This is a genomic window from Kitasatospora sp. NPDC058965, assembly GCF_042741245.1.
GTDB lineage: Bacteria > Actinomycetota > Actinomycetes > Streptomycetales > Streptomycetaceae > Kitasatospora.
In genome coordinates this window covers 1-14,158 of sequence record NZ_JBHYKG010000225.1, presented here as the reverse complement: position 1 = coordinate 14,158, position 14,158 = coordinate 1, and the positions used below count along the sequence as shown (strand labels likewise).

8 protein-coding genes are annotated in these 14,158 nt (G+C 73.1%); all 8 read left to right on the top strand.

Annotated elements, in window-relative coordinates:
* The first annotated feature begins 97 nt into the window (after positions 1 to 97).
* The 8 genes from gatB (at position 98) to serA (ending at position 14,113) form a co-directional block, all read left to right on the top strand.
* On the top strand, positions 98 to 1,591 hold the full coding sequence (gatB, locus tag ACFW1A_RS28895; protein ID WP_380413720.1) for an Asp-tRNA(Asn)/Glu-tRNA(Gln) amidotransferase subunit GatB: 1,494 nt from the start codon (positions 98 to 100) through the stop codon (positions 1,589 to 1,591).
* A gap of 243 nt (positions 1,592 to 1,834) precedes the next feature.
* Positions 1,835 to 2,032 carry a hypothetical protein gene (locus ACFW1A_RS28890; protein WP_380413712.1) on the top strand — a complete coding sequence of 66 codons (198 nt, stop codon included), beginning with the start codon at positions 1,835 to 1,837 and terminating at the stop codon, positions 2,030 to 2,032.
* 155 nt (positions 2,033 to 2,187) lie between these two features.
* The gene (locus ACFW1A_RS28885; protein WP_380413710.1) at positions 2,188 to 5,277 is read left to right on the top strand and encodes an AAA family ATPase; all 3,090 of its coding nucleotides are present in this window, start codon (positions 2,188 to 2,190) and stop codon (positions 5,275 to 5,277) included.
* A 244-nt stretch (positions 5,278 to 5,521) separates the two neighbouring features.
* Complete coding sequence (locus ACFW1A_RS28880) at positions 5,522 to 8,443, top strand: putative bifunctional diguanylate cyclase/phosphodiesterase (RefSeq protein ID WP_380413716.1); 2,922 nt, start codon at positions 5,522 to 5,524, stop codon at positions 8,441 to 8,443.
* 246 nt (positions 8,444 to 8,689) lie between these two features.
* Complete coding sequence (locus ACFW1A_RS28875; RefSeq protein WP_380413708.1) at positions 8,690 to 10,543, top strand: acetolactate synthase large subunit; 1,854 nt, start codon at positions 8,690 to 8,692, stop codon at positions 10,541 to 10,543.
* Positions 10,544 to 10,617: 74 nt separating this feature from the next.
* Positions 10,618 to 11,145, top strand: a complete 528-nt coding sequence (ilvN, locus tag ACFW1A_RS28870; RefSeq protein ID WP_380413706.1) for an acetolactate synthase small subunit — start codon at positions 10,618 to 10,620, stop codon at positions 11,143 to 11,145.
* 100 nt (positions 11,146 to 11,245) lie between these two features.
* A complete protein-coding gene (gene ilvC / locus ACFW1A_RS28865; protein WP_380413704.1) occupies positions 11,246 to 12,241 on the top strand; it encodes a ketol-acid reductoisomerase in 996 nt (331 codons plus the stop codon).
* 279 nt (positions 12,242 to 12,520) lie between these two features.
* Entirely contained in the window at positions 12,521 to 14,113 is a 1,593-nt protein-coding gene (gene serA / locus ACFW1A_RS28860; protein ID WP_380413714.1) for a phosphoglycerate dehydrogenase, read from the top strand.
* The last annotated feature ends 45 nt before the right edge of the window (positions 14,114 to 14,158 follow it).

Genomic DNA, 14,158 nt, shown 5'->3' with positions numbered 1-14,158 from the left:
GGGGCGGCGCCCGGGGGGTGGGGCCCGGCGCCGCCCGCCCCCGCCCCCGACCGGTACCTCCCAAGACTTTTTTAGTGAAGGGGACGCTGTGAGCGTCATGAACCTGGTCTCCTACGAGGACGCTCTCGCGTCGTACGACCCGGTGATGGGCCTTGAGGTCCACGTGGAGCTGGGCACCAAGACCAAGATGTTCTGCGGCTGCTCGACCGAGCTGGGCGCCGAGCCGAACAGCCAGGTCTGCCCGACCTGCCTGGGCCTGCCGGGCTCGCTGCCGGTGGTCAACGCGATCGGCGTGGAGTCGGCGATCCGGATCGGGCTGGCGCTGAACTGCGAGATCGCCGAGTGGTGCCGGTTCGCCCGGAAGAACTACTTCTACCCGGACATGCCGAAGAACTTCCAGACCTCGCAGTACGACGAGCCGATCGCCTTCAACGGCTACCTCGACGTGCAGCTGGAGGACGGCTCGACCTTCCGGGTGGAGATCGAGCGCGCCCACATGGAGGAGGACACCGGCAAGTCCAGCCACGTCGGCGGGGCCACCGGCCGGATCCACGGCGCCACCCACTCGCTGCTCGACTACAACCGGGCCGGCATCCCGCTGATCGAGATCGTCACCAAGCCGATCGAGGGCGCCGGCGAGCGCGCGCCCGAGGTGGCCCGCGCCTACGTCGCCGAGCTGCGCGAGCTGATCCGGGCGCTGGGCGTCTCCGAGGCCCGGATGGACAAGGGCCAGATGCGCTGCGACGTCAACCTGTCGCTGCGTCCGAACGGCACCGAGACCTTCGGCACCCGCTCGGAGACCAAGAACGTCAACTCGCTGCGCAGCGTGGAGCGGGCCGCCCGGTTCGAGATCCAGCGGCACGCCACCGTGCTGGGCCGGGGCGAGAGCATCGTCCAGGAGACCCGGCACTTCCACGAGGACAACGGCACCACCACGGCGGGCCGGATCAAGGACAACGCCGAGGACTACCGCTACTTCCCCGAGCCGGACCTGGTGCCGATCGCCCCGGCCCGCGCCTGGGTCGAGGAGCTGCGCGCCGAGCTGCCGGAGCTGCCCCGGGTCCGCCGGGCCCGGCTGCAGGCCGAGTGGGGCCTGTCCGACAAGGACATGCAGTCGGTGCTCAACGCCGGTGCGGTGGAGCCGATCCTGGAGACCATCGCGGCCGGCGCGCCGGCCGACCAGGCCCGCAAGTGGTGGCTGGGCGAGCTGGCCCGCCGGGCCAACGAGACCGGCACCGAGCTGTCCGAGCAGCCGATCACCCCGGCCCAGGTGGCCCGGGTCTGCGCGCTGGTCGCCGACGGCAAGCTCAACGACAAGCTGGCCCGCCAGGTGATCGAGGGCGTGCTGGCCGGCGAGGGCGAGCCGGACGAGGTGGTGGCCGCCCGCGGCCTGGCCGTGGTCTCGGACGACTCCGCGCTGGGCGCGGCGGTCGACCAGGTGATCGCGGACAACCCGGACGTGGCGGAGAAGATCCGCGGCGGCAAGGTGCAGGCGGTCGGCGCGCTGGTCGGCGCGGTCATGAAGGCCACCCGCGGCCAGGCCGACGCGGCCCGGGTCAAGGACCTCATCCTGGCGAAGCTGGGCGCCTGAGCGCCTGAGCGCCTGAGCGCCTGAGCACCTGAGTACCCACCGCCGGCGGCTCGGCTCCTGAGTACCCGGCGACCACCGAGGCCACCCCTCCTTAGGGGTGGCCTCGGCCGTTCCCCGGCCGGTCTAAGGACCTGACGCCCCGCAAGATCCGGCATGCTGCCGATGCCCGGCACCCCCCTGGGCGAGGAATCTAGAGGAGTCGGGCGAGGGGCTCGACACCGAGAAACCCAGAGGGGAACCGACGTGTACGAGTACGAGATCTCCCGTCAGCGCAGCGCCGAACTGCAGGCCGCGGCCGCCCACGAGCGGCTGGCCGCCGAGGCCCGCCGGGCCGGCCGCGCCGCCCGCGGCGGCAGCACCGTGGCCGCCCGGCTGGGCCGGCTGACCGGCGGCCTGCGCCGGGCCGCGCTGCACACCGACCGCACCACCGCTGAATGCTGACCACGGTCGGTGCCGCCGGGGCCACGAGGGGAGCCCCGGAGGCAGCGGAGCGGAACGAGGGGAGGGACGCCACCGGCGCCCTCCCCTCCGGCGTCGTGGGACCGGCCCGGCCGCAGCCCGGGATAACCCGTGGGCCGTTGTCCGCCGGTTGTGGCATGCTCAGCGCCGTGCAGCAGATCTCGGTCAGTCCGGTCTTCGTCGGTCGCGGCAGCGAGCTCGCCACGCTCGGGGGAGCACTGCGCCGAGCCGCGGGCGGGGCGCCGCAGGCGCTGCTGATCGGGGGTGAGGCGGGGGTCGGCAAGACCCGGTTGCTGGAGGAGTTCCTCTGCACCGCCGAGCGCGACGGCACCGTCGTGATGCTCGGCAACTGCCTGGAGGTGGGGGCCGAGGGCCTGCCCTACGCGCCGCTGGTCACCGCGCTGCGTCGGCTCCTGCGCCACCCGGGCGGCGAGCTGGAGCGCGCCGCCGCCGGGCTGGAGGGCCACCTGGCCCGCCTGCTGCCCGAGTTCGGCGAGGCCGACACCGATCCCAACGACGAGTACGGCCGGGCCCGGCTGTTCGAGCGGATCGCGCTGCTCTTCGAGCGGCTGGCCGCCGAACGCCCGCTGGTGCTGGCGATCGAGGACCTGCACTGGTCCGACCGGTCCACCCGCGAGCTGCTCGGTTACCTGATCAGCACCCTGCACCGGGCCCGGGTGCTGGTGCTGGCCACCTACCGCACCGACGACCTGCACCGCCGCCACCCGCTGCGCCCGTTCCTGGCCGAGCTCGAACGCCAGCGCACCGTGCAGCGGATCGAGCTCGACCGGTTCGGCCAGCAGGAGGTGGCCGCCCAACTGGCCGGGATCCTCGGCGTGCCGACCGCCGACCACAAGCTGGTCGCGCTGGTCATGCGCCGCTCCGAGGGCAACCCGTTCTTCGTCGAGGAGCTGGCCTGCTCCTACACCGGCGGCTGCTCGGTGGGGATGAGCGACTCGCTGCGCGACATCCTGCTGGTCCGGGTCGAGGCGCTGCCCGAGGCCGCCCAACGGGTCGTCAGGATCGCCGCCGAGGGCGGCTCCCGGATCGAGCACGAGCTGCTGGCCGCCGTGCTGGACGGCCCCGAGGACGAGCTGATCGACGCGCTGCGCACCGCCGTCGGCGCCAACATCCTGCAGCCGGACAAGGACGGCGAGGGCTACCGGTTCCGGCACGCGCTGGTCCGCGAGGCGGTCTCGGACGACCTGCTGCCCGGCGAGCGGACCAGGATCAACCGCCGCTTCGCCACCGTGCTGGAGGCCGACCCCGCGCTGGTCCACGGCGACGAGCGCCCGGCCCGGCTGGCCAACTACTGGTACCACGCGCACGACCCGGCCCGCGCCCTGCCCACCGCGCTGGAGGCGGCCCGCGCCGCCCGGCGCCGCAACGCCTTCGCCGAGCAGCTCAGCCTGCTGGAGCGGGCCATCGAGCTGTGGGACGAGGTCCCGGACGACACCCTGCGCGACACCCTGCGCCCGCACGACTGGGCCGAGACCTACCCGCCGTGCTGCTGCGACCCGGGCAGCTGCGACCCGGACTGCGACCGGCTGCGCCTGGTGGACGTGCTGGCCGAGGCGGTGGTCGCGGCCCGCCGCTCCGGCGACCGGGACCGTGGCCTGAGCCTGGCCAAGCGCGCCCTCAAGCTGGTCGACGAGGCGGAGAACCCGCTGCGCGCCGCCTGGTTCCGGATGAACCGGGCCCGGATGCTGGGCCACCTGAACCGCCGCGGCGGGGACGAGGAGCTGGGCCACGCGCTGCGGCTGGTGGAGGGCCGGGCGCCGTCCGCGGTGCAGGCGGACGTGTTCGCGCTGGCGGCGGGCACCGCGATGCTGCACCGGGCCACCGAGGCCGACCTGGTGCTGGCCGAGCGGGCGGTGGCGATCGCCCGGCAGGTGGGCGCGGTCGGCGTGGAGCTGCACGCGCAGATGACCCTGGGCTCCTTCTACACCGAGCTCGGCCAGCCGGAGCGGGGCATCGAGGCGCTGCGCGAGGCGATCGAGGGCGCCCGCAAGCAGCCGGTGCCGGACCTGCTCACCCGCGGCCTGAACAACCTGGCCAGCATGCTCGGCCACCTGGGCCGGGCCGCCGAGGCGGTGGAGCTGGCCCGGGAGGGCCTGGCGGTGGCCGGCCGGGTGGGCCTGCTGCGCAACACCGGCGCGATCCTGGCCGGCAACCTGGCGGAGTGCCTGCTGCTGGTCGGGCGCCCGGCGGAGGCGGCCGCGGTGCTGGCCGAGTGGGAGGACGACTCCCGGTCCGAGGTCTACGACCCCTTCCTGCACCGGCTGCGCGGCGAGGTCGCCCTGATGAAGGGCGACCTGACGGTGGTCCGGTCCTACCTGGACCGCTCCGAGCCGAACCTGGAGCAGGACCAGCCGCAGCACCTGGTGCCGCGGGCCCGGCTGGAGATCGACCTGGCCGGGCAGCTGGGCCGCCCGCTGGACGCGCGCGCCGCGCTGCTGGCCGTGCTGGACAGTCCGGTGGTCCAGAAGGAGAGCCGGCTGCTGCCGCTGCTGGCCCGGGCGGCCGCGGTGGAGGCCGACTCCCGCGGGCTGCCCGCCGCCGAGCCGGGGCGGGACGCGCTGCTGGAGCGGATCGCCGCCGAACTGGCGCTGCACCGGCCGGCGGTGCCGCTGCACCAGGGGTGGCAGCTGCTCGCCGAGGCGGAGGCGGCCCGGGCCCGCGGCGCCGACACCGCCGAGCACTGGGCCGCCGCGATCGCCCCGCTGCGGCAGACCGGACTGCCCCACCCGCTGGTGCTCGCCCTGCTCGGCGCCGGCGGCTGTGCGGCGGCCGCCGGACAGCGCGAAGAGGCCGGCGAACTGCTGCGCGAGGCAGCCGAGTTGGCCGAGCTGCGGGGCGACGTCCCGGTGCGCCGGCAGATCGCCAGGCTGGCCGACCGGGCCGGCGTGGCCCGGATGCTCGCGGCCGCCGCACCCGCGCCCCAGGGGGCGCGCGCCGCGGAGAACGAGCCCGCAGGCGCCGCCGCCTTCCACCTGACGCCCCGGGAGACCGACGTGCTGCGGCTGCTGGCCGACGGCCGGACCAACCGGCAGATCGCCGAGGAGCTGTTCATCTCGCCCAAGACCGCGAGCGTCCACGTCTCCAACATCCTCGCCAAGCTGGAGGTCTCCGGTCGCGGCGAGGCCGCGGCGCTGGCCCACCGGCTGCGGCTGTTCCCGGAGGACGGGGCCGGCACCGCCCGCGAGGTCGTCCCGGTCGGCGCGTAGTCCGGCGCATGGGCGCACACGCCCCGGCGCGCGTGCTCCCGCGCGTGCGCTACGGCAAACCAGGCCGATCTGGTGGAAGCGGGTGCGGATACCTACCCTCTGACCATTACTCTAAGTTGAGTGCGCGTGTCATTGAGTGACCGAAGTGGTGTAGGGTCCCGGCTGGGAACAGAGGGGGAGGTGCCGGGTGGACCCCAAGCCTGAGCCGAGGCCGGTCGCGGGCGCGCCGGTCGGCCTCCGTCCGGTGCTGGTGGGCCGCCTGCCGGCCCTGGCCCTGGCCCTGCTCTGCCTCGGCTACGCGCTGGGCGCCGCCACCGGCTGGGGCTCGCGCCCCCTGGCGCTCTTCATGGGCGACTTCGGACTGGCCGGCGCGGCGCTGGCGGCCGCGCTCTCCTGCCTGGTGCACGGGTGCACCGTCCCCGGCTCCGCCCGCCCCGCCTGGCTGCTCTTCGGGCTCTCCTCCGCCGCGGTGGCCCTGGGCAACGGCACCTGGGGCTGGTACGAGGTGGTGCTGCGCACCGACGTGCCGGCCGACTCGCCGGCCGACTACGCCTTCCTGCCGTTCGCCCCGCTCGCCGTGCTCGGCCTGCTGGTGCTGGCCCAGCGCCCGCGCGGCGCGGCCGGCTGGCTCTGCCTGCTGCTGGACGCCTGGATGGTGGCCGGCTCGCTCTTCACCCTGGGCTGGAGCCTGGCGCTGGGCCGGGCCGCCGAGGGGGACGCGGGCGACCCGCTGCGGCTGGCGCTCGGCCTGGCCTACCCGGTGCTGGACATCCTGATGGTCTCGCTGGTGGTGGGCCTGCGGTTCCGCCGCCGGGACGGCAACCGGGCCGCGGTGCACACCGCGATGCTGGGCCTGGCGGTCACCGTGGTCTGCGACGCGCTCTTCACCACCCCCGCGCTGCGGGACGGCTACCACTCCGGCGACGTGCTGGACGCGGGCTGGTTCTGCGGCAGCCTGCTGCTGGCGTACGCACCCTGGTCGGCCCGCTGGCGGCGCGGCCGGCCCAGCCGGGAGCACCCCTCGGCCGGCGGCACCCCGCGCCGCCGGGTCGCCTCCACCTTCAGCGCGCTCACCCCGTACGCCGCCGCCTCGGTCTGCACCGCCGGCATCCTCTACAACGCCCTCGGAGGTCGCGCGATGGACCGGGTGGTGATCGTGGTGGCCTGCACGGTGGGGCTGGCGCTGATCGTCCGTCAGGGCATCATGCTGCTGGACAACCTGTCGCTGGCCCAGGAGCTGTCGCAGAAGGAGGCGCACTTCCGCTCGCTGGTGCAGGGCTCCAGCGACGTGATCATGATCACCGGGGCGGACGGCGTGCTCTCCTACGTGTCGCCGGCCGCGCTGGGCGTCTACAGCCGCGATCCGGAGGAACTGGTCGGCAGCCGGCTGCTGGACCTGGTCCATCCCGAGGACGCCGACCGGGTGGTCGGCGAGGTGCGCCGGTTCCTGGCCCGGGCCCAGCGGCTGGCCCGCCGGCTCGGCCACGCCCACCCGCGCAACGGCGAGCCCAGCGCCCGGGTGGAGTGCCGGATCCGGGCCGGCGGCGGCGAGTGGCTGCACGTGGAGTCGAGCGTCAACCGGTACCGGGACGGCCTGATCCTGAACAGCCGGGACGTCACCGAGCGGGTCCGGCTGCAGGCCCAGCTGCAGCACAACGCCTTCCACGACCCGCTCACCGACCTGCCCAACCGGGCGCTGTTCGCCGCCCGGCTGCGGGCCGCGCTGGTCCCGCGCGGCACCGACGCCCGCGGCGACGGCGCGCGCGAGCACCCGTACCAGGACGGTGCCGCGGTCGCCGTGCTCTTCCTCGACCTGGACGGCTTCAAGGCGGTCAACGACACCGCCGGGCACCAGGTGGGCGACGAGCTGCTGGTGCAGGCGGCCCGCCGGCTGCAGGCCACCGTCCGCTCCGGCGACACCGTGGCGCGGTTCGGCGGCGACGAGTTCGCGGTGCTGGTCAGCGGCCCGCTGGGCCGGCTGCGGGTGCAGGAGCTGGCCGAGCGGCTGCGGCACGCGCTCTCCGAGCCGTACTGGATCGGCGGCGCCGAGCTCGGCGTGGCGGCCAGCATCGGGATCGCCTTCGGCCCGGTGGCCGGCGGTCCGGACGCCCCGGGGCCGACGGAGCCGGCCGCGCTGGCCGACGAGCTGATGCGCGACGCCGACCTGGCGATGTACCGGGCCAAGTCCGAGGGCAAGGGCCGGGTGGTGCTCTACCAGGCCGCGATGCGGGCCGACCTGGACCGCCGCCGGGAGTTGGACGAGCGGCTGCGCACCGCGGTGCGCGAGGGCGGCTTCGCACTGCTGCACCAGCCGGTGGTGGACCTGCGCACCGGCGCGGTCACCGGCCTGGAGGCGCTGGCCCGCTGGCGCTCGGCCTCCGGACTGCTGCTCACCCCGGCCGAGTTCCTGCGCGGCGCCGAGCAGGGCGACGCGGCCACCCGGTTCGCCCGCTGGCTGCTGCAGCAGGCGGTGGCGCAGGCGGCCGCCCGCGGCTCGGTGGGCCTGGCGGGGGAGGGCGGGCGCGGCGGCCCGGGCGCGGTGCCGGTGTCGGTGCGGCTGACGGCCGAGCGGCTGTGCGCCCCCGGGGTCTACGAGACGGTGGCGGCGGCGCTGCGGGACACCGGGCTGCCGCCCGGGCGACTGGTGATCGAGCTGGCCCGGATGGGTCCGGACAGCTCGGCGGAGGAGCTGGGCCGCCGGCTGGCCGCACTGCGCCGGCTCGGCGTGAGCACCGCGCTGGCCGGCTTCGGGGCCGGCAGCGGGTCGCTCGGCGCACTGGCCCGGTTGCCGTTCGACGCGCTGAAGCTGGACCGCACCCTGGTGCTGGAGGTGGCCGAGTCCTCCCGGGCCAGGGCACTGGCCGGGCACGCGCTGCGGCTGGGCCGCGAGCTGGGCCTGGTCACCGCCGCCGAGGGGGTGGACCAGCCGCGCCAGGTCTCGGTGCTGCAGGAGCTGGGCTGCCGGCACGGTCAGGGGCTGGCCTTCGCCCAGCCGCTGGACGAGTTCCGGCTGCGCCGGGCGCTGGCCCGGCGGCTGTACCCGCTGCCCCGCCCGCTCGGCCAGGTCTCCGCCCGGCGGGCCTACCTCTCGGCGGCCGACACCCGTCCGGGTGGCAGGCCGTCCATCGTGGGTCCGCATGGCGAGACGGCCGTCCCGCCTGCTTGACATTCAACATCGCGCAGGAGGAAGGTCGGTGCCATGCGCACCCGAATTCTCGTACTTGGCGGGCGCGTCGGCTGAGCGGGCCATGCTGCCCGACTCCAGACAGACCGACGCGCCACCCCTCGCATGCCTTCGGCACGAGGGGTTTTTTGTTGCACGCGAACAGCTGAGACACCGTTGTACCGCCCGCTCGTTTCCCCTGAAAATAGGAGGAAACGGACAGCCGATTCGGCGAAAGAAGACAGGCAGATGACTGAGCACACGGCATCCCCCCGCCGCGGGGACCACCCGGCCGCCCCGTCCCATGAGACCCCGGTCGTGGTCGAGACGATGACCGGAGCGCAGTCGCTCATCCGCTCCCTCGAGGCCGTGGGCGCGGACACCATCTTCGGCATCCCGGGCGGTGCGATCCTGCCGGCGTACGACCCGCTGATGGACTCGACCAAGGTCCGCCACATCCTGGTCCGGCACGAGCAGGGCGCGGGCCACGCGGCCACCGGCTACGCCCAGGCCACCGGCAAGGTCGGCGTCTGCATGGCCACCTCCGGCCCGGGCGCGACCAACCTGGTCACCCCGATCGCCGACGCCTACATGGACTCGGTGCCGATGGTCGCCATCACCGGCCAGGTCGCCTCCAAGGCGATCGGCACGGACGCCTTCCAGGAGGCGGACATCTGCGGCATCACGATGCCGATCACCAAGCACAACTTCCTGGTCACCGACCCGGCGGAGATCCCCCGGGTGATCGCCGAGGCCTTCCACATCGCCGCGACCGGCCGCCCCGGCCCGGTGCTGGTGGACATCGCCAAGGACGCGCTGCAGGCCACCACCACCTTCCGCTGGCCGGTGGAGACCTCGCTGCCCGGCTACCGCCCGGTCACCAAGCCGCACGCCAAGCAGATCCGCGAGGCCGCCAAGCTGCTGACCGGTGCGAAGCGGCCGGTCCTCTACGTCGGCGGCGGCGTGCTCAAGGCGGGCGCCACGGCCGAGCTGCGGATCCTGGCCGAGCTGACCGGCGCACCGGTGGTCACCACCCTGATGGCGCTGGGCGCCTTCCCGGACACCCACCCGCAGCACCTGGGCATGCCCGGCATGCACGGCAGCGTCCCGGCCGTCACCGCACTGCAGAAGGCGGACCTGCTCTTCACCCTGGGCGCCCGGTTCGACGACCGGGTCACCGGCAAGCTGGACTCCTTCGCGCCGCACGCCAAGGTGGTGCACGCCGACATCGACCCGGCCGAGATCGGCAAGAACCGCCCGGCCGACGTGCCGATCGTCGGTGACGCCCGCGAGGTGCTGGCCGACCTGATCGTGGCCGTCCAGGCCGAGCACGAGGCCGGCCGCAAGGGCGACTACAGCGACTGGTGGGTCAAGCTCAACGAGTGGAAGAAGACCTACCCGGTCGGCTACGACCCGGCGCCGGCCGGGGAGTTGTCGCCCCAGCAGGTGATCGAGCGGATCGGTCAGCTGGTCGGCCCGGACGCGATCTACGCCGCGGGCGTGGGCCAGCACCAGATGTGGGCCTCGCAGTTCATCACCTTCGAGAAGCCGGCCAGCTGGCTGAACTCGGGCGGCGCCGGGACCATGGGCTACGCCGTCCCGGCCGCGATGGGCGCCAAGGCCGGCATGCCGGACAGCACGGTCTGGGCGATCGACGGCGACGGCTGCTTCCAGATGACCAATCAGGAACTGGTCACCTGCGCGCTGAACAACATCCCGATCAAGGTCGCGGTGATCAACAACGGATCGCTGGGCATGGTCCGCCAGTGGCAGACCCTCTTCTACAACCAGCGCTACTCCAACACGGTGCTGCACGCGGGTCCCGAGCACGACGGGGTCGCCCCGCCGCCGCAGGGCACCCGGATCCCCGACTTCGTGCTGCTCTCCGAGGCGATGGGCTGCGTCGGCCTGCGCTGCGAGCGCCCCGAGGACCTGGACGCGGTGATCAAGCAGGCGATGGAGATCAACGACCGCCCGGTCGTCATCGACTTCATCGTCCACCAGGACGCGATGGTCTGGCCGATGGTCGCGGCCGGCACCAGCAACGACGAGATCCTGTTCGCCCGGGGTGTCCGCCCCGACTTCGGCGACGACCTGGACTGACCCGCCCGCCGTCCACCACCACCCTTCTGAGGACCGGCTGCGCCGGGCGCCCCTGGAGAACTGGGAACAGACACATGTCCACCAAGCACACCCTCTCCGTCCTGGTCGAGAACAAGCCCGGCGTGCTCGCCCGCATCGCCGCGCTCTTCTCCCGTCGGGGCTTCAACATCGACTCCCTCGCCGTCGGCCCGACCGAGCACCCGGACATCTCCCGGATGACCATCGTGGTCAACGTCGAGGACCTGCCGCTGGAGCAGGTCACCAAGCAGCTGAACAAGCTGGTCAACGTGATAAAGATCGTCGAGCTCGACCAGTCCGCTGCGATCCAGCGGGAACTGGTCCTGGTCAAGGTCCGGGCGGACAACGAGACCCGGTCCCAGATCGTCGAGATCGTGCAGCTCTTCCGCGCCAAGACCGTGGACGTGTCGCCGGAGGCCGTGACCATCGAGGCCACCGGCAGCTCGGACAAGCTCGAAGCGATGCTGCGGATGCTGGAGCCCTACGGCATCAAGGAGCTGGTGCAGTCCGGCCTGGTGGCGATCGGGCGCGGCGCCCGGTCGATCACCGACCGCTCGCTGCGCGCCCTCGACCGCAGCGCCTGACCTCGGCGTCTCACCCTGCGGCGCATCCCCCCGAACCCCCCTCATCTGCGCGTACGGTAGCCAGAGCACCGACGCGAATCACGCAAGGAGAAGTCCCACCGTGGCCGAGCTGTTCTACGAAGACGACGCCGACCTGTCCATCATCCAGGGCCGCAAGGTCGCGGTCATCGGCTACGGCAGCCAGGGCCACGCCCACGCGCTGTCCCTGCGCGACTCGGGCGTGGACGTCCGGGTCGGTCTGAAGCCGGAGTCCAAGTCCCGTGCGGCGGCCGAGGAGGCCGGCCTGCGCGTGGTCACCCCGGCCGAGGCCGCCGCCGAGGCCGACGTGATCATGATCCTGGTCCCGGACCCGATCCAGGCCGACGTCTACGAGGCGGACATCGCGCCGAACCTGAAGGCGGGCGACGCCCTCTTCTTCGGCCACGGCCTGAACATCCGCTTCGGCTTCATCAAGCCCCCGGCCGACGTCGACGTCTGCATGGTCGCCCCGAAGGGCCCGGGCCACCTGGTCCGCCGCCAGTACGAGGAGGGCCGCGGCGTCCCGTGCATCGTGGCGGTCGAGCAGGACTCCACCGGCGGCGCCTTCGCGCTGGCCCTGTCCTACGCCAAGGGCATCGGCGGCACCAAGGCCGGCGTCATCAAGACCACCTTCACCGAGGAGACCGAGACCGACCTGTTCGGCGAGCAGGCCGTCCTCTGCGGCGGCACCGCCGCCCTGGTCAAGGCCGGTTTCGAGACCCTGGTCGAGGCCGGCTACCAGCCGGAGATCGCCTACTTCGAGTGCCTGCACGAGCTGAAGCTCATCGTCGACCTGATGTACGAGGGCGGCCTGGAGAAGATGCGCTGGTCGGTCTCCGAGACCGCCGAGTGGGGCGACTACGTCACCGGCCCGCGGATCATCACCGCCGACACCAAGGCCGAGATGAAGAAGGTCCTCGCCGAGATCCAGGACGGCACCTTCGCCAACACCTGGATCGCCGAGTACAAGGCCGGCCTGCCGAAGTACAACGAGTACAAGCAGGCGGACCAGGACCACCTGCTGGAGACCACCGGCCGCGAGCTGCGCAAGCTGATGAGCTGGGTCAAGAACGCCTGATTCCCGCAGGTCAGTTCGGTGGGGGCGGGGCCGCAGGAGCGGCCCTGCCCCCGCTGTACAACACGTCTGATCCCGTGCGGGTGATTTCGCCGCACGGGCACAGGCAACTCCCCTGTACGTCGATACACTTCCGAGTGCGCGTCAGGCCCACAGCGTCGTGCGTCTATCTACGCGGCATGCCACCATCCCCACGCCCGCCGGCCCCTTGCCGGCCACGCCACCCACGTGCCTGTGGAGCGGGGGAGTACCGGACAGTAAGGACAAACTGTCGTGAGCACTGTGACATCCAAGACCGCCGTGGTTCTGATCGCCGAAGAGCTGTCCCCCGCCACTGTGGACGCCCTGGGCCCGGACTTCGAGATCCGGCACTGCGACGGCGCCGACCGCACCGAGCTGCTGACCGCGATCGCCGACGTGGACGCCATCCTGATCCGCTCGGCCACCAAGATCGACGCCGAGGCGCTGGCCGCGGCCAAGAAACTCAAGGTGGTCGCCCGGGCCGGCGTCGGCCTGGACAACGTCGACGTCGCCGCCGCCACCAAGGCCGGCGTCATGGTGGTCAACGCCCCGACCTCCAACATCGTCACCGCCGCCGAGCTCGCCTGCGGCCTGCTGATCTCGGTCGCCCGCAACATCGCGCCGGCCAACGCCGCCCTCAAGAACGGCGAGTGGAAGCGCAACAAGTACACCGGCGTCGAGCTCTCCGAGAAGACCCTCGGCGTGGTGGGCCTGGGCCGGATCGGCGTGCTGGTGGCCCAGCGGATGTCCGCCTTCGGCATGAAGATCGTCGCCTACGACCCCTACATCCAGGCCGCCCGCGCGGCCCAGATGGGCGTCAAGCTGCTCTCGCTGGACGAGCTGCTGGAGGTCGCCGACTTCATCACCGTCCACCTGCCGAAGACCCCCGAGACCGTCGGCCTGATCGGCGACGAGGCGCTGCACAAGGTCAAGCCGAGCGTGCGGATCGTCAACGCGGCCCGCGGCGGCATCGTGGACGAGGCCGCGCTGGCCAGCGCCCTCAAGGAGGGCCGGGTGGCCGGCGCCGGCCTGGACGTCTTCGCCAAGGAGCCGTGCACCGACTCCCCGCTGTTCAGCTTCGACAACGTGGTGGCCACCCCGCACCTGGGCGCCTCCACCGACGAGGCGCAGGAGAAGGCCGGCATCGCGGTGGCCAAGTCGGTCCGGCTCGCGCTGGCCGGCGAGCTGGTACCGGACGCGGTCAACGTGCAGGGCGGCGTGATCGCCGAGGACGTGCGCCCCGGCCTGCCGCTGGCCGAGAAGCTCGGCCGGATCTTCACCGCACTGGCCGGCGAGGTCGCCGTCCGGCTCGACGTCGAGGTCCGCGGCGAGATCACCCAGCACGACGTCAAGGTGCTCGAACTCTCCGCGCTCAAGGGCGTCTTCGAGGACGTGGTGGCGGAGACCGTGTCCTACGTCAACGCCCCGCTGTTCGCCCAGGAGCGCGGCGTCGAGGTGCGGCTGACCACCAGCAGCGAGAGCCCCGAGCACCGCAACGTGATCACCGTGCGCGGCACCCTGTCCAACGGCGGCGAGATCGCCATCTCCGGCACGCTCTCCGGCCCGAAGCAGCAGCAGAAGATCGTCGGCGTCGACACCTTCGACGTGGACGTGGCGCTCACCGACCACATGGCCTTCTTCAAGTACGAGGACCGCCCCGGCGTGGTCGGCACCCTGGGCCGGATCCTCGGCGACGCCGGCATCAACATCGCCGGCATGCAGGTGGCCCGGGACGGCGAGACCAACGACGCGCTGACCTCGATCACCGTCGACAGCGAGATCCCGCAGGAGGTGCTGGCCGAGATCTCCGCCGAGATCGGTGCCAAGTTCGCCCGCTCGGTGGACCTCGGCTGACACCCCTTCAGCCCCGGGGCCCGGACCGCGCGCGCGGTCCGGGCC